Origin of the sequence: Segnochrobactrum spirostomi, assembly GCF_009600605.1 — a bacterium.
GTDB lineage: Bacteria > Pseudomonadota > Alphaproteobacteria > Rhizobiales > Segnochrobactraceae > Segnochrobactrum > Segnochrobactrum spirostomi.
The window spans coordinates 3,951,464-3,973,401 of record NZ_VWNA01000001.1 but is presented as its reverse complement, the minus strand read 5'-3'; the positions used below and the strand labels follow the sequence as shown (position 1 = coordinate 3,973,401).

The window sequence follows — 21,938 nt, the reverse complement described above, 5'->3', positions numbered from 1 at the left end:
GCTCCGCTGCGTGGTCCGGCGCTTCAACGGGCGGATCGGCGCGATCCGTCGGCTCGAGGTTGTGTTCATTCCAAGGTCATTTCTTGTCGGGCGCCGGCACCTCGCGGGCGATCAGGCCTTCCGCGAGCCGCCGCCGGTCATCGAGTGGAAGGCCGGCGACGAAGTCGATCGCCCGCTGCTCGAGAGCCGCCCTGAGCGCCGTCTCGGCGTCCCGCGCCCGCTTCAGCGCATCGGCAAGTGCCGTCTTGTCGACTTGCGGCTCGCCGAGGAGCGCGGCCGCCTCGATGCGGGCCTGTCGCGCCTCGAGGCCCGTCGAGCGCAGGCCGCGCCGGGTCTCGTTGAGCGCGGCCTGGAACGCCTCGCGGTCGGCCGTCGGCAATTGCTCGCCGGCGAGCGGCAAGCGCGGCACCGGCCCGGGCGGCGTCGCAGTCAGAAAGGTGATGCCGCCACCGACCAGCGCGCAGGCGAGGAACAGGTTGAGGATCAGAAGCGCGATCGTCAGCCTGCGAAATCCGGTCTCCGTCATGGTCCCTCCTGCCCGGCGCGGGTGTCGGTTTCGAGCGAGCCGAACGCCGTGCTGATCTCGCTCCCGGAGACGACCGGCGCCGGGGTGATCGCGAACACGGCGGCGGCGCCGGTGAGAAGGCCCGCCATGCCGATGCCGACGAGGCCGCTGCCGATGAGAAGGCGGCGCAGCTTGACCCGGAGCGCGACCCGCCGTGGGCCCGCCGCGAGCACCCGCGCCTCCAGCGCGCGCGAGGGCGGCGGCACCGCGAGGCGCAGCAGCGCGTCGTCGAGGGCACGGGCCCGGTCGAGCAGCGCCCGCCCGGCTTCGGTCGCGGCGAAGGTCAGCGCCGCGGCGCGACGCTCTTGCGGCCAGCGCGCGGGATCGGCGCCGTACGCCGCGACCAGTGCCTCGAACCGTGCCGCCTCGGACGGCGACGCCGCGTTCGACGGCTCCTTTTCCGGCGGAAATGTCATGCCCCGGCCTCCCTCGCCCCGCGCTCCGGCATATCGTTCAACAAAGTCTCGAGCGCCCTTCGCCCGCGCGCGAGCAGGCTTTCCAGTGCGTCCACGCTGAGGCCCATGGCGGCGGCCGCCTCGCGGTTCGACAGGCCCTGATAATAGACGAGCACGATCGCCTCCCGCTGGCGCGCCGCGATCGCCTGCAAGGCCCGCTCGACCCGGTCCGCCTGCGGCTCGGGCGCCAGGAGGCCGGCGTCCGGCAGCGGCCCGTCGTCGGCGCGATCGGGCACCTCGGCCGGGTATTCGCGCCGGCGCCTGAGGCGATCGTGGCAGAGATTGAGCGCCACCCGGTGCGCCCAGGTGTCGAACCGGGCCCGGCCCTGCCGCCAGCCGCCGGCATGCCGCCAGATCCGCACGAAGGTCTCCTGCGCCACGTCCTCGGCCTCGCCGCGATCGCCGAGCATGCGGGTCGCGAGCGCGAGAAGCCGCGGCAGCATGCGCGCGACGAGCGTCCGCATGGCGGCCTCGTCCCCTTCGGCGACCGCCCGCACGAGCGCGGCATCCGGATCGCCATCGATGGACGGATCGCCGATCATGGACGGTGCCGGGGCGCGCGCCGGCGTTCGCGGCGGCACGCGCCACGCCGCCCCCGGCACGAGCGAACGATAGGATGACAAAGCCCGCCGCTCCGAATGAAAGACCCTCCCGCCCGACCCGCGATCCCCGACTTTAACGCACGGCGGCGCGAAATCCGTCGCCCGGCGGATGCGGTCGGATAATCGGCCCACAGCCGGCGGAGCCCGTCACCACCTTTTCGCTTGTTCCTATTTTGTTCTCATGGAATCCATGGGGCCGCAGGAGGACGCGCGATGACGGACCGGTGGAAGCAACTCGATGCCGTGGCGGGCATGCGGATCGTGACCGACGAGGACGTGGACGAGGTGGTCGCGCTCTGCGAGGGCGATCAGAGGGCGGCGATCCGCGCCCTCCTGATCGGCCAGGAATTTCTCGAATGCGAGATCCGGCTCTTGCAGTCGCAGGTCTCGCGCGGCTTCGCCTCGCGCAGCGCCGCCCGCACTGCGCCGCGAGGATCGGGCTGAGAGCGGCGGCGTGCCCGCCGCCGCGGCGCATCACCGCCGCAAAGCGACGCCGTCGAGCACCGCGCGGACCTTGCGGGCGAGCTGTTCCAGGCTGAACGGTTTTGGCAGGAGCTGGGTGCCCGGATCGAGCACGCCGTTGTGGACGACGGCGTTGCGGGTATAGCCCGTGGTGTAGAGCACCTTGAGGCCGGGCTGGATACGCACCGCGGTATCGGCGAGCTGTCGGCCGGTCATCCCGGGCATGACCACGTCGGTGAAGAGCAGCGTGATGGCCCGCTCCTCGATGATGGAGAGGCCCTGCTCGCCGTTCCTCGCTTCGAGCACGCTGTAGCCGAGGTCCTGGAGCGCCTCGACCGAATAGGCGCGCACGCGGTCGTCGTCCTCGACGACGAGGATGATCTCGTGCGGCGCCCCGGCCGGCACCCCGGTCGGCACCCGCGGCGGCGGCACGGCATCCTGCTCGCCGTAATAGCGCGGCAGGTAGAGCTTGATCGTCGTGCCGTGGCCGAGCTCGGAATAGATCTTCGCGTTGCCGCCCGATTGCCGCACGAAGCCGAACACCTGGCTCAGACCGAGGCCGGTGCCCTTGCCAACCTCTTTCGTGGTGAAGAACGGATCGAAGGCACGCGCCGCGATCTCGTCGCTCATCCCCGTGCCGGTGTCGGAGACGGCGATCATCACATATTGGCCGGCCGGCAGATCGAACTCCCGGGAGAGCTCGTCGTCGATATAGGCGTTGGCGGTCTCGATGGTGAGCCGGCCGCCGTCGGGCATCGCGTCGCGCGCGTTGACGGCGAGGTTGAGGATCGCGTTCTCGGTCTGGCTCGGATCGACGAAGATCTTCCAGAGGCCCGCCGAGGCGACGATCTCCACCTCGATGGGCTCGCCGAGCGCACGGGTGAGCAAGTCCGACATGCCGGCGACGAGCCGGTCGGGCTGCACCACCGCCGGATCGAGCGGCTGCTGGCGGGAGAAGGCGAGCAGGCGCTGGGTCAGCGAGGCGGCCCGGCGGGCGCCGTCGAGGGCGCCGTCGACATAACGCTGCACGTCCCGGTCGCCGCGCGCGAGGCGTTTCTCGAGCATCTGTACGCTGCCGATGACGACCGACAGCATGTTGTTGAAATCATGGGCGATGCCGCCGCTGAGCTGGCCCACCGCCTCCATCTTCTGCATCTGGCGGATGGCGCCTTCGGCTTCCATCAGCCGTGCCGTGCGCCGCTCGATCTCGGCTTCGAGTTCCTCGCGGGAGCGCGCCAGCACTTCGCGGGCGTCGACGATGTCCTGGATGTCGGTGCAGGTGCCGAACCAGCGGGTGATGCGGCCCTCCCCGTCGCGCACCGCCTGGGCGCGGCCGAGCACCCAGCGATAGGCGCCGGAGCGATGCCGCAGCCGATATTCGATGTGATAGGGCTCGCCGGTCTCCAGGCTGTGGCGCCAGATCCGCCACGAGCGCTCCTGGTCCTCCGGATGGAAGACGCCCGCCCAGCCCTCGCCGTCGGTGGTGCCGCGCGGCACGCCGGTGAACTCGTACCAGCGCTCGTTGAAATAATCGTGGAAGCCGTCGGGCCGCGTCGACCACACCATCGGGTCGATCGAGTTCGCGATCGCCTGGAAGCGCGCCTCGCTCTCCCTCAGAAGCCGTTCCGCCTCGTAGCGCTCCTGGATGTCGATGACGGAGCCGACGAAGCCCATGAAGGCACCGTCGTCGTCGAGCCGCGGCGCCGCCGAGGAGATGACGCGGGAATAGCCGCCGTCCGCCCGACGCAGGCGATATTCGGTCTGGAACGGCCCATGGGTGCGGTTCGCGGTCATGAACACGTCCATGATGCCGTCGCGATCGTCCGGATGAACCGCGGCAATCCACCCGAAATCGGCCGCCTCCGCCTCGGTCTGGCCGGTGAAGGCGTACCAGAGCGAGCTCAGATATTCGCAGCCGCCCTCGGCGTTCGAGACCCACATCATCACCGGGGCCTGATCGGCCATGGTGCGGAAGCGCCGCTCGCTCTCGCGTACCTTCATCTCGCCGAGAACGCGCTCGGTCGTCTCGCTGACGATGCAGAGCACGCCGGCGACGGCGTCGTCCTCGCCGAACACGGCGGAATAGGAGATGTCGAAATAGACGGTCTCGGGATAGCCGTGGCGCTCGATGTAGAACGGGCGATCCTTGGCGAACACCGTCTCGCCGGTGAGCCGCACCGTGTCGAGCAGCGGCTCGAGGTCGTCCCACAGCTCGGACCAATTCTCGCGGGCCGGGCGGCCGAGCGCACGCGGATGCTTCAGGCCGATCGTCGGGGCATAGGCGTCGTTGTAGAGGGCGACATAATCCGGCCCCCAGAACATGACGATCTGCGCCTTCGAGCCGAGCATCAGCCCGACGGTCGTGCGCAGCGCCGTCGACCAGTGCCGGAACGGACCGAGCGGGGTGGCGCTCCAGTCGAGTTCGGAGATGAGACGCCCGAGCTCTCCGCCCCGCGCAATCGGTTTCGACACGCCTTCTGGCATTCACCACCCGATCCTGACCCGAGACGCGGAGAATCCGTGCGGAGACACCGGCAATTCTCACGGGATATCACAGGGCGGGATGGTTTGACGAGGCGCGAATAGGAGTTGCGGCGCGATCGAAGGTCGAGCGCCGACCTGTGCGCCATAAGACCTGAAGGTTTACTGTTGCGGGCCGAGACGGTCACCGTCCGGCGAGCGGGTCGGCCCGCGTGTGGCGACGCTCAGTGCGCCGAGGGGTGCGTGCCGTTGCCGTTCTTGTGGCCCATCCACTCCCGCAGCAACGCGGCGATCCGGGGGATGCCGAGCGAGCCGATGGCGATGAGAAGGACGGCGACCAGCACGACCCCAATCTGGATCACGTTGAAATTGATCGAGTCCCGCGGCACGAACCACGCGGCCACGATTCCGGCGACGATCAGAACGAGACGAACCAGCCAGCCGATCATGACGAGCCCCTTTGTGCTGCTCCAATAGATCGGACGATAAGCCGGCCGCCGCCGACGCCCCTTGCGTGAGATCAATCGAGCCACGGAAAACCTACCGTCGTAGGCGGCATCGCTGTCAGCTGCCCACTTTTAGGCCAGCCGAACGAAGCGAACGAAAATTGTGCACAGCCGTTCAACGATGCGCTATCCTGAGTCCTCGAGGATCGGAGCCCGACGCGTCGCATGTCCGCCGCGGGCCGCGCTTCCAAGCACATTGGACGTCGTGTCATGTCTGGAACGCTCTCGCTGGTCGATCTCGCCGGCGCCGTCGCTCTGTTGCTGTGGGGCACCCACATGGTCCAGAGCGGGGTGCAGCGAACGTTCGGGCCGCGGCTGCGGCACGTTCTCGGCACGGCGCTGAAAAGCCGGGCGCGCGCCTTCCTCGCCGGCATGGGCGTCACCGCCGTGTTGCAGAGCTCGACCGCGACCGGGCTGATGGTCGCTGGGTTCGCGGCGGGCGGCCTCGTCGATCTCGTGCCGGCCCTCGCCGTCATGCTCGGCGCGAATGTCGGCTCGACCCTCATCGTCCAGGCGCTGTCGTTCGACGTCTCGGCGCTGTCGCCGGCGCTGATCCTCGTGGGCGTTGTGATGTTCCGCCGCAAGGGCGCGGAACGGGTGCACGATCTCGGCCGGGTCGCGATCGGCCTCGGGCTGATGCTGCTCGCGCTCCACCAATTGCTCGGCCTGATGGCGCCTTACGAAGACGCGCCGAGCCTGCGGCTGCTGCTCGGCGCGATCTCCACCTCGCCCATCCTCGACGTTTTGCTCGCCGCCGCCGTCACCTGGGCGTTCCATTCGAGCGTCGCCGTCGTGCTCGTCGTCATGTCGTTCGCGGCGAACGGCGTGGTCCCGCCCGAGGCGGCGTTCGCCTTGGTGCTCGGCGCCAATCTCGGCACCGCCATCAACCCGGTTCTCGAGGCGCCGGCGGGCGACGGTCCGGCATCGCGCCGGCTGCCGGTCGGCAACCTCGTCACCCGCATCATCGGCACCGTCATCGCTCTCGCCGCGATCGAGCCGATCTCGCGGCTGATGGTCGGCCTCCAGCCGGACGACGCCCGCGCGGTCGCCGACTTCCACACCCTCTTCAACGTCGCGCTGGCGCTCGTCTTCCTACCGCTGCTCAAGCCCTATGCGGCCTTCCTGCGGGTCCTGATGCCGAACCGGATCGACCCGGCCGATCCCTCGCGTCCGCTTTATCTCGACGCGGCGGCGCGGGAGACGCCGGTGGTCGCCCTCGGCGGCGCGGCGCGGGAGGCGTTGCGCCTCGCCGACGTGCTCGAAAGCATGCTCGAAGGCTCGCGGGATGTGTTCCAGCGCTGGGACCGGCGCGTGCTCGCCGAGACCGGGCGGCTCGACGACGTGCTCGACAGCCTCAACACCGCGATCAAGAGTTACGTGACCTCGCTCGACGGCGACGTGCTCGCGGACAAGGACGTGCGCCGCCTCGACGAGATTCTCACCTTCGCCATGAACCTGGAACAGGCCGGCGACGTGGTCGACCGCAACCTTCTGAGCCATGCCGCGAAGTGCATCGCCCGTGGCCTCGCCTTCTCGCCGGAGGAAGGCGCCCGCATCGTCGGGATGATGGAGCGGCTGATCCGCAACCTGCGCACCGCCGCCTCGCTGTTCATGACGCACGATCCGCGCGCGGCGCGGCTGCTCGCGGAGGAGAAGATCGCGTTTCGGCAGATCGAGGAGGAAGCGACGCGCGCCCATCTCGCACGCCTGCGCGCCGGCCGCACCGACGCGGCGGAGACGAGCGGCCTGCACCTCGATCTCCTACGCGATCTCAAGCAGATCAACAGCCACATCGTGGCCGCGGCGGCCTATCCGGTGCTGGTGCGCGAGGGCGAGCTCTTGCCCTCCCGCATCCTGTCGGCGCACGCCACGACCGACGACGCCCGCTGACCCGCCCCCGGCTTCCCCTCAGGCCGCGGCCTGTAGGCTTTCGAGGTAGAGGTCGGCCTCTTCCGGCACGGCGAACCACGGAAAGAAATCCGTCGGATCGTTGAAGCCGTTGGCGATGCGGCGGGCGAGCGTCGGGGCGGCGCCGGCGGTGCCCATGATCTTGAGGACGTGGGGCGGCGGCGGGGCGAGCAGCGCGTTGGTCCATCCCGTCACGAACTGGGCATAGGCCCAGTAGGCGTCGAACGTCGCCTGCATGAAGGCGGCGTCGAACGGCCGGTCGCCGTGGGCGAGAATGCGGTCGAGATAGATCTTCGCCGCCTTCGAGGCGTTGTTGGAGCCCTGCCCGGTGATCGGGTCGTTGAGGCAGACCGCGTCGGCGAGGCCGAGCACGAGGGCGCCGGAGGGCAGCCGGGCGATCGGCTTGCGGATGGTCGGAGCGAAGGCACCGGCGAGGATGCCGTTGTCGTCGGTCAGCGCGATGTCGCGGCAGCGCTCGGCCTCCCACGGAAGGAACGTGTCGAGCACCCATTTGGAGCGCGCGAGGTGTTCGCTCGGGCTCTTCACGTCCTTCCAGCAATCCATCGGACCGCCGGGCAACCCCTCGAGCACCATGATCTCGCACGGGCCGGACGTCGTCAGCGCCGGGAAGCAGAAATATTCGCCGACGCCCGGGATCAGGTTGAAGCAGACGGCCGAATGGCCGGGCCGCGGCACCATGCCGGTGACGTAGGTCAGCGCCAAAGCCCGCTGGGGCGTGTCGTAGGGCGATTTCTCGGCGTCACGCTCGAACAGGCGGACGATCTCACCCTTACCGGCCGCGACGATGACGAGGTCGCTGCGCCGCGCGCACGCCTCGATGTCGTCGATGCCGGCGTCGAGTATGGTGAGCCTCCCGCCGCGGCGTTCGAACTCGGCCATCCAGCGCGGGATCTTCACCCGCTGATCGACGCTCTGGCCCGGCGCGTCGAGCCGGCCGTTCCAGTCGATCGCCTTCGCGCCCGGCTGATCGGGCGCGGGAACGGTGAAGTTGATCGAGTCGACGGTGGGGCAAACATCGTCCCAGAAATTGAGGCCGAGCGCGCGTTCATGGCTCAGCGCCCCGTCGAACATGCATTGGCTCGACAGGACGCGACCCGCCGCGATCTCCTCGGCGGTGCGGTTCTGCACAACCTCCACCTCGTATCCGTTGTCGAGCAGGCCGATGCCGAGCTGGAGCCCGGATTGGCCGCCGCCGACGATGGTGATGCGCTTGTTGCTCCCGGCTTCGATAATCATGGCGAAGTCCCCGAAGGAAAGGTTGTTGTCGTTTTCAGCGGCTGAGAAGGGGAATGGCGGGCTCGGCGCGTTCCGGCCCCATGGCGGTGTAGCCGCCGTCGACGCGGATATCGGTGCCGGTGATGAAGCTGGCGTTGTCCGAGAGCAGGAAGGCGACCGCCTCCCCCACCTCGCCGGGATCGCCGGCGCGGCCGAGCAGATGGAAGGCCTCTGCGACCCGGTCGGTCTTCTCGCGGTTGCCGCCCGAGAGCTGGTCCATCACGTTCGACCACGTCCAGCCCGGCGACACTGCGTTGACCCTGATGCCGTCGGGCGCGAGGTCCATCGCCTGATTGCGGGTGAGCTGCAGGATCGCCGCCTTGCACACCGGATAGACCCAGCGCCCGGTCTGGGCGACGCGGGAGGAGATCGAGCCGAAATTGACGATCGCCCCCGTCGCCGCCTTGAGATGGGGCCGCGCCGCCTGCATCAGCACCACCGAGCCGACCAGGTTGACGTTGAAGGCGGTCAGCCAATCGGCACGGCTCGTGTCGGCGCCGTTGTCGAGATAGGTGCAGGCGACGTTGACGAGGAAATCGAGCTGCCCGTGGGCCTCGACGGTGGCGGCGACCAGCGCCTCCACATCCTCGTCGCGGGTGATGTCGGTGCGGCGGAACGTGACGTTCGGCCCCAGCGCCTCCGCCGCAGCCGCCCCGTCCGCCGCGTTGATGTCGGCGATCACGACGGTCGTGCCCTGATCGGCGAGCACCCGGGCGACCTCGCGGCCGATCAGCGTGGCACCGCCCGAGACGATCGCGACCTTGTTCCGAAGACCTCGCATCCTGTTCTCCCTCCTTCTTGTTCGACAAAGACGATCCGCCGCTCAGGCCGGCACGCGACGCTCCGGCTCGGGTTCGGCGAGGGTGGCGAAGCGGCCTTCGCAATAGAGAAGCGGCGCGCCCGCGGCCTCGGTGATCGCCGTGCGGGCGACGGCGCCGAACAGCACGAGGTGGCTGGTGTGCTCCACCACCCGCTCGAGCACGCAATCGAACACGACGTACGCATCGGCGAGCACCGGTGCGCCGGTTTCGAGCGCACCCCAGGCGCCTTCGGCGAAGCGCTCGCCACCGGCGAGCCCGGCGCGTCCGGCGAACGTCTCCGCGACCGGAATGTGGGCGTGACTCAGCACGTTGACGCAGAAGCGGCCGGCCGCCTCGACCTCCGCCGCGAGCTGGGTGCGGCGGTTCACGCAGACGAGCAGGGATGGCGGATCGGCCGAGAGGGAGGCGAAGGCGGTGGCGGTGAGCCCCTTCGGCTCGCCGCCGGGCGCCTTAGTGGTGACGACGGCGACCGCGCCGCCGACCCGCCGCATGCCGTGCAAGAAGGGCACTTCGACCATGACCCGTGCTCCGCCGAAGACTTGCTCGCGCCGCCTTTTTGGCGACTTGCTTGAAGCTTGAAGCAATGCGATCTTCAGACGTCGTCGCGTGCGCTGCTATCCAGATTGCGAAGGCGGCTATCCACATCCTGAATCCGGATGGCCGCCCCGATAAGATCAGAGGGGAAGCGATGCAGCCGATGCTCATGCCGGGCGGCGTGCCGGCTTTGGCGCGCTTCCAGGTCCTCGATAGCCGCTGCCCGGAAGAGGCGCGGGCCGTGGTCGGGCGCATCTTCTGCCCGCATTTTCTGACGCCGGTGGCGCGCCGCCCGGCGGGCTTCCATGCGCGCCATCACAGCGCGCCGCAACTCGGCTATTCGGTGAACCGCGTCGCCTACGGCGCCCGGGTCGAGATCGATCCCGGCGAGCTCGGGCGCTTCTTCCTGGTGCAGATCCCCTTGAGCGGCGCGGCGCGCGTCGATGTCGGCCGCGCCTCGGTCGCGGTCGCCGCCGGCCGCGTCGGCAGCGTCCTGTCCCCGACGCTTCGAACCCGGATGGTGTGGGGCGACGGGTGCGAGAAGCTGATCGTGCTGGTGAACCGCGGCGAGGTCGAAGCCTATCATGCCCGCCTCGGTGGGCGAGACGGACCGGTCGAACTTGCCCCGCACCTCGATCTCATGGGGGCACCGGGCTCGCGGTGATGCGCCACGCCGCTTTGATGGCCGAGACGGCAGAGCGGACCGACACGCCCCCCGCCTATCAGGCGGCGCTGCGCGACGGCCTGATCTCGCTGCTGCTCGATGGCCTGATCCGGCGCGACGAGGCCCCCGCGGCCGGCCCGGCGAGCGTCCGGCGCGCGGAAGCCTATGCCCGCGCCCACCTCGGCCAAGCCCTGTCCATGGCCGACTTAGCCGAAGCGGCCGGCGTCGGGCTGCGGTCTTTGCAAGAGACCTTCAAGCGCACCCGGGGGCTCACGCTGACCGAGTGGCTGCAGGCGGCCCGGCTTGAGGAGTTCCGCAAGGCTCTCCTGTCCGCCGACGGGTCCCGCTCGGTGACGGAACTGGCGCTGGCAGCCGGTCTCGGTCATCTCGGCCGCGCCGCGGCGGCCTATCGGGTCCGGTTCGGCGAGACGCCGTCGGAGACGCTGCGACGGGTCCGGACCCGGGGATAAGCGGCGCGGAACGAAGGCTCTTCGCCGCCGCGTGGCGCGATGCCGTCTGGTTCAGACCGAACTGCGCAGCCGTTCGCCGTCGGGAGCCTCCGCGACCGGTTCGCTGCCGGGAAGGCCCGCGCCGCCGCTCGGCTCCGCGCCCGCTCGCGCCGTCCCCTCCGACCGAACCGCCGAGGCGCTGCGGTCGAGGGTGATGAGGCGCGCGTTGCGCTGGAAGGTCAGATAGTCGCCGAGCCACGTGGTGGCGACGACGAAGCGGTTGCGGGCGCCGATCAGGAAGTAGATGTGGATGACGCTCCAGAAGAGCCATCCGATGAAGCCGGTGAGCTCGAGCTTTCCGATCTTGGCGACCGCCGCCTTGCGGCCGATCGTGGCGAGATCGCCCTGGTGGCGATAGTGGAACGGGCCGGGCGCAGGCTTGCCCGCGATCCGCGCCTTGATGACTGCGCCGACATAGTGGCCCATCTGCTTGGCCGCCGCCGCGACGCCCGGCACTGGGTTGCCGTCCTGGACCACCGCGGCCGTGTCGCCGACGACGAAGATCTCGGGATGGCCGGCGACACTCAGATCCGGCCCGACCTTGACGCGGCCCGCCCGGTCTCCCTCGACGCCGAGCCAGCAGGCGGCCGGCGAGGCGACGACGCCCGCGGCCCAGACGAGGGTGGCGCTTTCGATGCGCCCGCCGTTCGTCTCCACGCCCATCGCGTCGCACGCCATCACGGTGCAGCCGGTGCGCACCTCGACGCCCATCCGCTCGAGCGTGGCCGCGGTGTAGGCGGAGAGCGTCTCCGGCAGCGCCGGCAGCAGGCGATTGCCGGCTTCGACGAGCACGATGCGCGCCTTGCGCGGATCGATGCGGCGGAAATCGAGGGGCATCGCCACCCGGACGAGTTCGTGGACCGCCCCGGCCATCTCAACGCCGGTCGGGCCGCCGCCGACGATGACGATCGTCATCAGGCGCTCTCGGGCCTCGGGTGAGTCTTCAATCTCGGCCCGTTCGAAGGCGAGCAGGAGCCGGCGACGGATGTCGGTCGCGTCCTCGATCCGCTTCAGGCCCGGAGCGAACGGGGCCCAGTCGTCGTGGCCGAAATAGGAGTGGGTCGCGCCGGTGGCGAGTACGAGCTGATCGTAGGCGACGTCGATGGGGCCGGCGCGCACGCACCGACGCTTGAGATCGATGCCCGTCACTTCGGCCATGAAGACGGAGATGTTCGGCCACCGCCCGAGGATGCCGCGGATCGGCCACGCGACATCGGCGGGCGAGAGGGAGGCGGTGGCCACCTGATAGAGCAGCGGTTGGAAGCAATGATGGTTCTGCCGATCGATCACGACGACATCGGCCCGAGTGCCGCCGAGCGCCTTGGCGGCCTCGAGCCCGCCGAAGCCACCCCCGACGACGACGATCAGCGGGCGGGCACCTTGTGAAGCAGGCGCTCCGGCGCTCTTGAGAGCACTGTGCGTCGGATCGCTCTGCCGCCCGTCGGTGTGCATCGGTTCGATCATCCGAGCCCCTCTCCAGGTTCCGCGCCCACGCCGGGTCTAGACCCGCGAGATCCCCCTAGGAATAACCGACGCGGGCGCGCAGAAGTCTAAGCGCTGCGGCAGGCTGGCGACACCGCGATTACAGCCCGGCCGACGAAGGGCTTCGCCGGTCGGACTGCCGCGGCTAGCAGGGTCAATCGCAGCCTTGACCGCTCTGCTGCGCGGCGGTGCCTTTGCCCTGCTGCTGGGCACTGACGTCCTGGTCCGACATCGCGATGGCCGAATTCTGCTGGAGCGGCATTGTCTGGCCATCCTTGGAGACGCCGCCGGTCGACCCAGTCTGCCCCGATCCCGCCTGACCGGACGCCGTGCCGCCTTGCGCCTGCTGCTCACCGCTGCCGCCCTGGACGGATGTTCCGTCGGCGGCATTCCCCTGTGCCGATTGTTCGAGGGGGCACGGGTGCCGTCCTTGGAGATGCGCCCGGCTTGACCGCTGCCGCGCGCCGGCGCGGTCCCCTGATCCTGTGGCGCGTGCTGCGCCGTATCGCCGCCGGCCGGCGGGCAGACCGCGCCGGCGATCGACGGACCGGCCAGCACGAGCGCGAATGCGAGCGGCAGGGAGAGGTTGCGGGAGCGTTTCATCACCGTAGTCCTTCTTGTTCGGCGAGAGGGTCCCCCGAGAACCAGAGAAGAGCGGCGATGTTCCGTGCCCGCGGGGAACAGACCGTCAGGCCGACGGCTCGTCCCGCCCCGTGGTTGGCGGCACCGGGACCGTCGGCACCGAAGCGTCCCGTCCGAAGGCCTCCTGTCCCGACGTCGTGTCCTTGCCGACGATCGCGGCGATTTCGCTGAAGGTGTGGGCCGGCGCCGCGCCGCGGGCGAATTTCAGGAAGCGGACCGGGAACATCACCGCCTGAAGGTTGGCAGGGCTGAGTTGGTCGGTCCGCTCCGCATCCTCGCGGATCATGGCGAGCGCCTCGTCGAGCGCTGCATCGATGTCGCGCGCGGACAAGGCGCCCCGCCGCTCGAGCGCGTTCATCAGCGTCGTCATGGCGAGCAGAAGACCCTGAAGTTGCAGGTTCGCAGTGTTCATTTCTCTCATACTCCCGCCGCCCGTCGATACTGGGCGAAACCTTCCGATCTCACGGCCGTTCCGGGCGCGGACCCGGGTCTGTCACGCCGCCTCGTCGGCGGCCTCGCCGGCGCGGCGGTGGGCGCGGCCGAGGGCGTTCTCGGCGGCTTCGTTGGCGACCTTGGCGCGTCGCTCACAGAGCGCGCGGAATTCCTCCACCTCGGCCTCGGTCAGGTGCTCGATGCCGATGAAGGCGTTCTGCGCCGCGCTGGTGCGGATGATCTCGTCGAGCTTGGCCTGGATCGCGGCGCCGTCGCGGTTCTGGGTGTTCTGGATGAGGAACACCATCAGGAAGGTCACGATGGTGGTCCCGGTGTTGATGACGAGTTGCCAGGTGTCGGAGAAGTGGAAGATCGGACCCGTAATGCCCCAGACGAGCACGATCAGACAGCACAGGCCGAAGGTGATCGGGCGTCCCGCCGCGCGCGCCGTCCCGCTCGCAACCGTGTTGAAGAGTTTGCCGAGTGTCATGTCGCACCCTTGAAGATGGTGCCATCCCGAACCTTGAACGCGCCGCACCGGCACGGCGTTCCGCTGCACAGCCGACCAAGGACGCACCGGGAACGCAAGCGGCTCGACCGGCGTTCAACGGCGGTCACCAGGGAGCTTGCGATGCACACGTCCGACGCGCGACGGGACGACGAAACACCGGAAGAACGGGCCGCCGCTCGCCGCGGCGCCTGGCACGCCGGCGACGGGCTCTACGAGGGCGAAATCGATCGGAACGGCCCACACGATCCTCAAGCCCTCGCGCGTCTCGCGCCGGCCGGCTTCGGGACGGAGATCGTCGGCTTCTGAGAGCGAGGAACAAGCGAGCCCCTGCCCGCCGCGAGCCGACGGGCGGGGCGTGCCGCCCAGGTGCGCTCAAAAGAAAACCGCGGCCCCGAGGGGACCGCGGACAAGGCGCACAGAGGTGAGGAAATCGCAGGCTGGCGCCGACCTTTGGGGGCGGTAGGCCGGCGCCAGCCCATCGTGGCGCTTGCGCATCCACGTCGAGACAATCCGCAACGGCCCGACAAGTTCCCGATCACACACCGAAAAGTTCGGAGCATGGGCGGCCATGCCTGCGCGAGGCGGTGAGCCCGCCGCTCCGTCTCTGCGGTTCGCGTGACGGCACCGGCGCGCTCATATGATCCGGCCTCCCTGCCGCCCTCCTCGCCAACATTCCTCGACCACCCCCCTTGCGCGCTCTCATCGCAAAATGTATCTTAAGACATATCTTCCAACAGAGAGACTTCCTCCATGAGACATTTCCACGACTATGCCCATCATGTTTTCGCCGCCGGTCGGTTCGGTGGACGGCACGGCTGGGGGCACGGCGGCGGCGGCTTCTTCGGCGGCGGCCGGGGCGGCATGCCGGGCGCCCGCAAGCTCTCCGCGACCGATCTCCAGCTCGTCATCCTCGCCCTGCTCGAGCCGGCCCCGGCCCACGGCTACGAGTTGATCCGCACCATCGAAGAGCGCTCCGGCGGCTTCTACGTGCCGAGCCCCGGTGTCGTGTATCCGGCTCTGACCTTTCTCGGCGAAATCGGCCACGCCGAGGCCGAAACGGAGGGCAACCGCAAGCTCTATCGGATCACCGAGGCCGGCCGCCGCTTCCTCGACGAGAACCGCGCCCAGGCCGAAACGATCCTCGATGCGCTCGGCCGGGTCGGCAACCGGATGGAACAGGTGCGCGAGGCCTTCGCCGGCATGGAGGACATCGACCCCTCCGGCGCCGACGACCTCCATCGCGCCCGCCACGCCCTGAAGCACGCCATGATGCGCAAGCGCGGTTGCAGCCCCGACGAAGCCCGCCGCATCGCCGCGATCCTCGATCGTGCCGCCGCGGAGATCTCCAAGATCTGATCCCGCGAGATGTGCGGCCTCGCGACCCGACGACGACGGTCCGCCACCGAAGTGCCCTCTTTTCATCCCCCCAATCCACCCGAACGCCGCGCGGATCCGCGCGCGGCGAGGAGATCGTCATGCTCGATCACACCTCCCCCATGGCGACGGCCGCGCCGCGCCACCACATCGAACGCCTTCGCCGCGAGCCGAAGCGCCGCCGTCTAACGGTGACCTCCGTCACGCGCGTCACGCCGCGGATGGCCCGCATCACCTTCACCTCCCCCGACCTCGTCGATTTCGACAGCGCGGCGGCGGACGATCACATCAAGATCTTCCTGCCGACCGCCGACGGTACCGTCGTGATGCGGGATTACACCCCGCGCGCCTTCGACCCCGCCGCGGCGAGCCTCATCCTCGACTTCGCCCTCCACGACAGCGGTCCGGCCACCGATTGGGCGGCCAAGGCCGCGGTCGGCGATGTTCTGGAGATCGGAGGGCCGCGCGGCTCCGTCGTGGTGCCGGACGATTTCGACTGGTATCTGCTGATCGGCGACGAAACCGCCCTGCCCGCGATCGGCCGCCGCCTCGAAGGGCTGCGCGCCGGCGTTCCGGTCACCACCATCGTCTCCGTCGCCGACCGCGGCGAGATCCAGGCGATCGACACGGCCGCCCACTGGCACCAGGTCTGGATCGCGCGCGATGCGGCGGGAGCGGACGAAACGCGCTCCCTTCTCGATGCGCTGAAGGCGTTTAAGGCGCCGCCCGGCGACGGCTTCGTCTGGATCGCCGCGGAGGCCGGCGCCGCGAAGGCCTTGAAAGCACACATGCTCGACACGCTGCGCCACCCGCCCGGCTGGCTCAAAGCCTCGGGCTATTGGGTGCGCGGCGCCGCCGGCGCCCACGAGAAGCTCGAGTGAGCGGCGCTCCACCGCTCACTCCTCTCGCTCACCTCTCGCACCCCTTCCCCGCGCCGCGGCGGGATGGAAAGATGCCGCCGTCGCGCCGCTCCGGCGCGGGACCATGCGGGAGGATTGCGTGCCGAGACCTGTGTTCGAAATCTGCGTCGAGGGGATCGACGGCGTGATGGCGGCCGAGGCCGCCGGCGGCGATCGCGTCGAACTCTGCGCGAGCCTCCTCGAAGGCGGGCTGACGCCGTCGCACGGCACCATCAAGCTCGCGATCGAGCGGGCACGCATCCCGGTCTACCCGATCATCCGCCCGCGCGGCGGCGACTTCCTCTATTCCGACCTCGAATTCGAGACGATGCTCGCCGACGTCGCCGCCTGCCGTGCGCTCGGGGCGAAGGGCGTCGTGTTCGGCTGCCTCACCGCGGACGGGCGCTATGACGAGACGCGAATGCGCGCCCTCGTCGAGACGGCCGGACCGATGGAGACCACCTCCCACCGCGCCTTCGACATGACGCGCGATCTCGACGAGGCCGTCGAGGCCCTGGTGCGCTGCGGCGTCACCCGCGTTCTCACCAGCGGGCAGCGCGATACCGCCATCGAAGGCCTCGATAACCTGCGGCGCACGGTGGAGCGCGCCGCCGGCCGCCTCATCGTGATGGCCTGCGGCGCACTCGATCCCGACACCATCGCCCGCGTCCGCTCGGAGAGCGGCGTCACCGAACTGCACTTCGCCGCGCTCGCGCAGGTCCCGAGCGGGATGACGTGGCACAACCCGCACGTCGGCATGGGCGGGACGGAGAAGTCGCGCGAATACGAACTCACCGTCACCGATCCCGAGGCGGTCGCCGCCACCATCGCCGCCGCCCTTTGAGGCGGCGGCCATGCCGCACGTTCAGTGGCAGCAGGACGAGCCGCCACTGCCGCACGCCGGCGCCTCGTCGCGGTTGTCCCGGCTGTGGGCGTTCTTCTCCGGGGGAATGTCCATGGCGATGTTGGAGGCGAAGAAGCCGTTCGGCTTCAGCATGAAGCCCGCATATTCGACCGGCATGATCGGGAAATCCTCCGGCTTGCAGACGTGGGTGTGGCCGAACGAATGCCACAGCACGACGTCGGCGTTCTCGATCGGCCTGTTCTGCGCGACATAAGCCGGCAAACCACCGCCGCCGGCGTTGACGTTCGGATAATCGCCGCTCGCATATTTCTCCTTGGCGTCGAACGGCGTGACCCAGATGTGCCGGGTCGCGAAGCCGCCGCGGGCGCGCACGGTGGAACCCTCCTGGGCGAGCATCAGCGGCGACGGGGTCACCACCATCTTATAGCCCGGCGCCTTGCCGACGCTGTTGGCGACGTTCGGGTTCGAAACCTTCCAGTAGCGGCCGGTCTCGCCGTTGGCGATCGCCGGAGCGTCGAGCTCACGCTTGAGAACGCGGGTCCGGGTGTCGAAGACGTTGCCGTACGGGTTGTCGTCGCCCCAGGGTCGCGGCACGAACTCGTGCTCGGTCACCGTGTTGCCGCCGCCGTCGACATCCATGTGCAGGCGCGCGTTGAAGAAATGCTGGTGGGTCGGGCCGCCGAGATTGTCGTCGACCATGCCGCCCCACGGATAGGTCTCACCCGGCGCCACCGCCGCGGTCTGGATGATGCCGGTGAGCTTGGCCTCGAGCTGGATCGTGCCGTCCTGATAGAGGTACCAATAGAAGCCGTAATCGTAGTTCCCGACCGTCGCGAAGAACGAGATGACGAGACGGCGCGAGCGCCGCACCTCGTAGATCTCGTTGCGGAACTCGTAATGCTTCCAGAGGATGCCGTAATCTTCCTCGTGCATGCAGATGGCGTTCTTCATGACGAAGGGCTGGCCGAGATCGTCCGCCGCCGGCACGTCGAAATAATGGATGTGGCCGAGGCAATCGCAGCCGAGCTCGAGGCAGTTGGCGAGGCGGCCGAGGCCGTATTCGCCGGCGTCGAACGCGCTCTTCCAATAATGGTTGGCGGTCGGATCGGCATAGGGCACCACCATCTCGGTGACGCTCGCCCGGAAGATCACCGGCCGCAGCCGGCCGCCGTCGCGGATCGCGAGCTCGTGCAGCACCAGCCCTTCGCGCGGCGTGAAGCCGACGCGGAAGCTCCAGTTCTGCCACGTCACCTTCCAGCCCTCGACGGTGAAGCTCGGCCCCTCCGGCTGGACGATATGGAGGGGCTTGAGGTCCTTGCGCGTCTCCGGGAAGGCCTCGCGCCCATAATTGCGCTGCTTCTTCGGGACCGGCACGATCTTGTCTTCGTCGACGAGATCGACCACCGCGTTGGCGATGAGATCGACGACCGCGACGACGCCCTCGATCGGGTGGGCATAGCCGTTGTCGCGGATGTCGCCGCGCCAATAGGACACGGCGCGGACGATGCGCTTGCCCTTCTCGAAGGGCCGCCCGAAATAGCCGGACGAGAACGGATCGACCTGAACGAGCGGGATGTCCGCCTCGGTCAGGCCGCGCTTCATCACCGCGGCGCGCCAGCGCGGATCGGCCTTCACGATCTCCTCGCAGCGCATCATCTCCTCGATCATCACCGGCGGCTGACCGTAAGGCGCGTCCTCGAGCGGCAGCCGCTCGAACGTGGCGACCCGCGCCGCGGTGAGATCGACGAGCGCCTCGAAGGTCGTCCCGTCGGTGATGTCGATGGCGAGCAGGAAGGCGAGACGGGGCAGCGCGGCGCCGTCGCGGTGGGCGGCGAGCGCGGCCTTGGCCGGCTCTTCGAGGCGGATGATGGGGAAGCGCCAGGTCTCGCCGAGCGCCTTCTCGGCCCGGAGGATGGCGACGGCGGCGGCGATCTCGTTCAGGCTGAGCGGATCGAGCGGATGGGTGAAGGTGACTTTCGCGTCCACGGCGAGGCTCTCGAATGGGCGATGGGGGAGCGACGCGGGCGACATCGGCGCCGCGTCGCGGGAAGCATCGGGCGGGCTCGTCAGGGCGCCGGGGCGCGGCCGCAGATCGGGCCGCTCACCATCGACCCCTCGGTGCCGAGCGCGTGGTGGATGCAGAACACCGAACAGAGGAGGTGCGCCTGCGCGGCGGCGATCAGGAGCGTGAGGCCAAGGAGGACCGGGATCGCTTTGGCGACGCGGCGGTCGGCGGGGCCGAGAGAGGCGAGCGCGCTCATTCGAACACCGTCCCGAGCGCGGCGTAGAGATCCGGGCGGCGCTTCTTGATGGTGAGGGCGAAGACGATGCCGGCGAGGCAGACGAGCACGATCGCGACGGGGAACGCCTTGACGATCGGGCTCTCGCTGCCGGCGAGCATCGTGAGGTTCGAAATGACGAGGCCGAGAGCACCGACGAGGCCGACGAAGGAAAGCCCCGGCGCGATCAGCGTCGTCCAAATGCCGTGCCGCGACGGCGTCTTGCGGAAGAACAGGATCACCGCGACCGAGACCAGTGCCTGGACCGCCAGGATGCCGATCACCGCGAGCGCCGACATCCAGGAGAACACGACGGCGTAAGGGTCTGTGCCGGACAGGGCGAACAGCGCCAGCACCAATGCCGCGATGCCGCTCTGGACGAGCCCGGCGATGTGCGGCGAGCCGTGCTTCTCGTGCACCTTGCCGAGCGAGCTCAGCGCCAGCCCCTCGCGGCCGAGGGCGAAGAAGTAGCGGTTCAGCGTGTTGTGGAAGGACAGGATGCAGGCGAACAGGCTGGTGATGAGGAGCACGTTCATCACCTCGACCGACCAGCCGCCGAGCACCGCGCCAGCGGCCTTGAAATAGAAGGTGTCGAGGCCGCCCGCGGCGATCTCCTGCACCTTCGCCGGCCCGTAGAACTGCACCGCCGCCCAGGTCGAGAAGGCGTAGAAAACGGTGATCAGCAGCACCGCGAGATAGGTCGCGCGGGGGATCGTCTTCTCCGGCTTCTCCGCCTCCTCGCCGAAGATCGCCGTCGCCTCGAAGCCGATATATGAGCCGACGACGAAGACGAGCGCGACGCCGAGGCCCGGCGAGAACACCGTCGCGGGCGAGAACGACGTGAAGCCGAGGCCCTGCGGGCCGCCGCCCTTCAAGAGAATGCCGAGATCGAGCAGCAGCAGGATGGCGATCTCCGCCACCATGCAGACGCCGAGGATGGTGCCGCTGAAGGCGATGTTGCGCTGGCCGCACAGGTGGACGACGACGAGCGCCACGAAGGCCCACGCCCACCAGGGCAGTGCGAGGCCGAAGGGTCCGAGCGCGGCGGAGACGAACACCCCGAACAGCGCATAAACCGCGATCTGCACCGCGCTGTAGGTGACGAGCGCCATCATCGCGCCGCCGACCCCGACGGGCTTGCCGATGCCTTGGGCGATGTAGGTGTAGAACGCCCCCGCCCCGCCGACATGGCGGCTCATGGCGGTGAACCCGACCGAGAAGATCAGGTAGAGCACGCCGGCGAGCACGAAGGCCCCCGGCACGCCGCCGCCGTTGCCGAAGGCGAAGGCCGCCGGCGAGGCGCCGACCACCGCCGTCAGCGGCGCGGCCGCCGCGACGACGAAGAACACGATGTGGGCGAGGCCCACCGAGTTCTTAGCGAGCGAAGTTTTCGCAGGACCGCCGGAACCGGCCGCCGGCAAGGCCTCGGTGAGCGATACGGACTCGAGTGACGACATCGGGGACCCCTTTGGATCGCGCCTAACACATCACTTTTCCTATCTGCGACACTTTGGCCTCTGAATTGCAGGGAGCGCCAATGAATCGATCATTCGCGCCACCGATGCCAACAAAGGCAGCAGGCATGCAATCTGCCCCGAATATAAGCAGGCGAATGCCCGCCATCCCCTCGATCCGCGCCTCGGTGCTGACGCCGATCGTCGCCCGCCTCGACAGCGTCAACGGCACGGGCGACATGCTGCTCGCCGCCCACGGCATCCTGCGCTCGCAGCTCGGCGACCCCTATGCCCTGGTGCCGATGGCGCGCTACATCGCGCTGTTCGAACAGGCCGCCGTCGAGGCGGGCGATCCCTTTCTCGGCGCCCGCCTCGGGGCGGCGCTCCGGCCGGGCGATCTCGGGCCCATCGGCATGCTTTTCTCCCTGTCGCCGACGATCCGCGTCGCCTTCACCCGGCTCTCCCGCTATGTCAGCGTGCTCCAGGGCGCGACCGGCAGCGGGCTCGTCGACGAGGACGACCGGGTGCTGTGGAGCTATCGCCTCGTCGATCCGGCGATGTGGCCGCGCCGGCAGGACAGCGAGTTCACCCTGTCGACCTCCTGCCAGCTTCTGCGCTCGTGCTTCGGCCCGTCCTGGCGGCCGCTCGAGATCCATCTCGAGCATCCCGCCCCGCGCGATCCCGAGCTTTTGCGCCGCCTGTTCCGCGCGCCGGTCCGCTTCGACCAGCCGAGCAACGCCATCGTCATCGCCGCCGCCGATGCCGCCCGCGTCCATCGGACGGAGGACCGCGATCTCGTCGCGATCCTCGAACGCCACCTCGCCGATCTCGCCGACGAGGCCGACGAGGCGCCGGGCCTCAAGGAGAAGGTGCAGTCGCTGATCGGCATCTATCTCGGCCACAAGCCGGTGACGATCGCGGCCGTCGCGGCCGAGCTCGGCCTGTCGCCGCGCACCCTCCAGCGCCGCTTGAGCGAGGCCGGCCTTTCCTTGCGGGACATGCTGCGCGAACACCGCCGGGCGCTTGCCGCCCACCACCTCGCGGCGGCGGAAACGCCGATGTCGAAGATCGCCGAAAGCCTCGGCTATGCCGACAGCACCGTGTTCTGGCGGGCCCGCCGTGCCTGGTCGCGCCGAGACGGATAGCCGCGGCGGCCGATCGGCGGCATCGCGGCGACACGAAGATGCGCTAACCTTC

General features: G+C 69.3%; 23 protein-coding genes. 9 read left to right on the top strand and 14 right to left on the bottom strand.

Annotation, left to right across the window (positions count from 1 at the left end):
* Window positions 1–76 precede the first annotated feature (76 nt).
* Genes F0357_RS17930 through F0357_RS17920 form a run of 3 tightly spaced genes read right to left on the bottom strand, consistent with a single transcriptional unit; the run spans window position 77 to window position 1,562 of the window.
* Window positions 77–526 (bottom strand): periplasmic heavy metal sensor, encoded by a 450-nt coding sequence (locus F0357_RS17930; protein WP_153485328.1) that lies wholly within the window; start codon window positions 524–526, stop codon window positions 77–79.
* Window positions 523–981: a hypothetical protein gene (locus tag F0357_RS17925; RefSeq protein WP_153485324.1), complete on the bottom strand. Its 459-nt coding sequence runs from the start codon at window positions 979–981 to the stop codon at window positions 523–525. The genes F0357_RS17930 and F0357_RS17925 overlap by 4 nt, the downstream gene beginning before the upstream one ends.
* The gene (locus tag F0357_RS17920) at window positions 978–1,562 is read right to left on the bottom strand and encodes an RNA polymerase sigma factor (RefSeq protein WP_153485319.1); all 585 of its coding nucleotides are present in this window, start codon (window positions 1,560–1,562) and stop codon (window positions 978–980) included. Before F0357_RS17920 ends, F0357_RS17925 begins: the two co-directional genes overlap by 4 nt.
* A 273-nt stretch (window positions 1,563–1,835) precedes the next feature.
* Between F0357_RS17920 and F0357_RS17915 the strand changes: the two genes are divergently transcribed.
* Window positions 1,836–2,066, top strand: coding sequence for a hypothetical protein (locus F0357_RS17915; RefSeq protein WP_246161505.1), 231 nt, complete (start codon window positions 1,836–1,838; stop codon window positions 2,064–2,066).
* A gap of 30 nt (window positions 2,067–2,096) precedes the next feature.
* Here F0357_RS17915 and F0357_RS17910 read toward each other — a convergent pair whose 3' ends face one another.
* Together F0357_RS17910 and F0357_RS17905 are read right to left on the bottom strand one after the other, a co-directional pair.
* Window positions 2,097–4,556 carry a hybrid sensor histidine kinase/response regulator gene (locus F0357_RS17910; RefSeq protein WP_208948410.1) on the bottom strand — a complete coding sequence of 820 codons (2,460 nt, stop codon included), beginning with the start codon at window positions 4,554–4,556 and terminating at the stop codon, window positions 2,097–2,099.
* 233 nt (window positions 4,557–4,789) lie between these two features.
* Entirely contained in the window at window positions 4,790–5,014 is a 225-nt protein-coding gene (locus F0357_RS17905; protein ID WP_153485308.1) for a hypothetical protein, read from the bottom strand.
* Window positions 5,015–5,281: 267 nt separating this feature from the next.
* On the opposite strand from F0357_RS17905, the gene F0357_RS17900 reads away from it, so the two are divergent.
* A complete protein-coding gene (locus tag F0357_RS17900; protein WP_153485305.1) occupies window positions 5,282–6,961 on the top strand; it encodes a Na/Pi cotransporter family protein in 1,680 nt (559 codons plus the stop codon).
* Window positions 6,962–6,979: 18 nt separating this feature from the next.
* Here the strand turns inward: F0357_RS17900 and F0357_RS17895 are convergent, their stop codons facing one another.
* From F0357_RS17895 to F0357_RS17885, 3 genes are read right to left on the bottom strand one after another with little or no spacing between them, the layout of a single operon-like run.
* Entirely contained in the window at window positions 6,980–8,236 is a 1,257-nt protein-coding gene (locus F0357_RS17895) for a styrene monooxygenase/indole monooxygenase family protein (RefSeq protein WP_153485302.1), read from the bottom strand.
* 34 nt (window positions 8,237–8,270) lie between these two features.
* Window positions 8,271–9,056, bottom strand: a complete 786-nt coding sequence (locus F0357_RS17890; protein WP_153485299.1) for an SDR family oxidoreductase — start codon at window positions 9,054–9,056, stop codon at window positions 8,271–8,273.
* Window positions 9,057–9,098: 42 nt separating this feature from the next.
* A complete protein-coding gene (locus F0357_RS17885) occupies window positions 9,099–9,614 on the bottom strand; it encodes a flavin reductase family protein (RefSeq protein WP_153485297.1) in 516 nt (171 codons plus the stop codon).
* Between the two features lie 170 nt (window positions 9,615–9,784).
* Between F0357_RS17885 and F0357_RS17880 the strand changes: the two genes are divergently transcribed.
* Both F0357_RS17880 and F0357_RS17875 read left to right on the top strand, forming a co-directional pair.
* Window positions 9,785–10,294: a cupin domain-containing protein gene (locus F0357_RS17880; protein WP_208948409.1), complete on the top strand. Its 510-nt coding sequence runs from the start codon at window positions 9,785–9,787 to the stop codon at window positions 10,292–10,294.
* On the top strand, window positions 10,294–10,764 hold the full coding sequence (locus tag F0357_RS17875) for a helix-turn-helix domain-containing protein (RefSeq protein ID WP_153485291.1): 471 nt from the start codon (window positions 10,294–10,296) through the stop codon (window positions 10,762–10,764). Before F0357_RS17880 ends, F0357_RS17875 begins: the two co-directional genes overlap by 1 nt.
* A gap of 51 nt (window positions 10,765–10,815) precedes the next feature.
* Here the strand turns inward: F0357_RS17875 and F0357_RS17870 are convergent, their stop codons facing one another.
* The 3 genes from F0357_RS17870 to F0357_RS17860 all read right to left on the bottom strand — a co-directional run bounded on the left by F0357_RS17870 (window position 10,816) and on the right by F0357_RS17860 (window position 13,849).
* The gene (locus tag F0357_RS17870) at window positions 10,816–12,267 is read right to left on the bottom strand and encodes an NAD(P)/FAD-dependent oxidoreductase (protein ID WP_246161504.1); all 1,452 of its coding nucleotides are present in this window, start codon (window positions 12,265–12,267) and stop codon (window positions 10,816–10,818) included.
* A gap of 706 nt (window positions 12,268–12,973) precedes the next feature.
* Window positions 12,974–13,339, bottom strand: coding sequence for a hypothetical protein (locus tag F0357_RS17865; RefSeq protein ID WP_153485288.1), 366 nt, complete (start codon window positions 13,337–13,339; stop codon window positions 12,974–12,976).
* Between the two features lie 81 nt (window positions 13,340–13,420).
* Complete coding sequence (locus F0357_RS17860) at window positions 13,421–13,849, bottom strand: low affinity iron permease family protein (RefSeq protein WP_153485285.1); 429 nt, start codon at window positions 13,847–13,849, stop codon at window positions 13,421–13,423.
* Window positions 13,850–13,990: 141 nt separating this feature from the next.
* Between F0357_RS17860 and F0357_RS17855 the strand changes: the two genes are divergently transcribed.
* From F0357_RS17855 to F0357_RS17840, 4 genes are all read left to right on the top strand, one after another.
* Entirely contained in the window at window positions 13,991–14,176 is a 186-nt protein-coding gene (locus F0357_RS17855) for a hypothetical protein (RefSeq protein ID WP_153485281.1), read from the top strand.
* Window positions 14,177–14,620: 444 nt separating this feature from the next.
* Window positions 14,621–15,226 (top strand): PadR family transcriptional regulator, encoded by a 606-nt coding sequence (locus F0357_RS17850; RefSeq protein WP_153485279.1) that lies wholly within the window; start codon window positions 14,621–14,623, stop codon window positions 15,224–15,226.
* A 119-nt stretch (window positions 15,227–15,345) separates the two neighbouring features.
* Complete coding sequence (locus F0357_RS17845; RefSeq protein WP_208948408.1) at window positions 15,346–16,125, top strand: siderophore-interacting protein; 780 nt, start codon at window positions 15,346–15,348, stop codon at window positions 16,123–16,125.
* A gap of 118 nt (window positions 16,126–16,243) precedes the next feature.
* Entirely contained in the window at window positions 16,244–16,987 is a 744-nt protein-coding gene (locus F0357_RS17840) for a copper homeostasis protein CutC (protein WP_312861652.1), read from the top strand.
* Window positions 16,988–17,008: 21 nt separating this feature from the next.
* Here the strand turns inward: F0357_RS17840 and F0357_RS17835 are convergent, their stop codons facing one another.
* From F0357_RS17835 to F0357_RS17825, 3 genes are all read right to left on the bottom strand, one after another.
* Window positions 17,009–18,994 carry a primary-amine oxidase gene (locus tag F0357_RS17835; RefSeq protein ID WP_312861651.1) on the bottom strand — a complete coding sequence of 662 codons (1,986 nt, stop codon included), beginning with the start codon at window positions 18,992–18,994 and terminating at the stop codon, window positions 17,009–17,011.
* Window positions 18,995–19,074: 80 nt separating this feature from the next.
* Window positions 19,075–19,269: a hypothetical protein gene (locus tag F0357_RS17830; protein WP_153485266.1), complete on the bottom strand. Its 195-nt coding sequence runs from the start codon at window positions 19,267–19,269 to the stop codon at window positions 19,075–19,077.
* Window positions 19,266–20,744, bottom strand: a complete 1,479-nt coding sequence (locus F0357_RS17825) for an APC family permease (RefSeq protein ID WP_153485262.1) — start codon at window positions 20,742–20,744, stop codon at window positions 19,266–19,268. The genes F0357_RS17830 and F0357_RS17825 overlap by 4 nt, the downstream gene beginning before the upstream one ends.
* Before the next feature lie 125 nt (window positions 20,745–20,869).
* Here F0357_RS17825 and F0357_RS17820 point away from each other — a divergent pair, with 125 nt between their 5' ends.
* Window positions 20,870–21,886, top strand: a complete 1,017-nt coding sequence (locus F0357_RS17820) for an AraC family transcriptional regulator (protein ID WP_153485259.1) — start codon at window positions 20,870–20,872, stop codon at window positions 21,884–21,886.
* Window positions 21,887–21,938 lie beyond the last annotated feature (52 nt).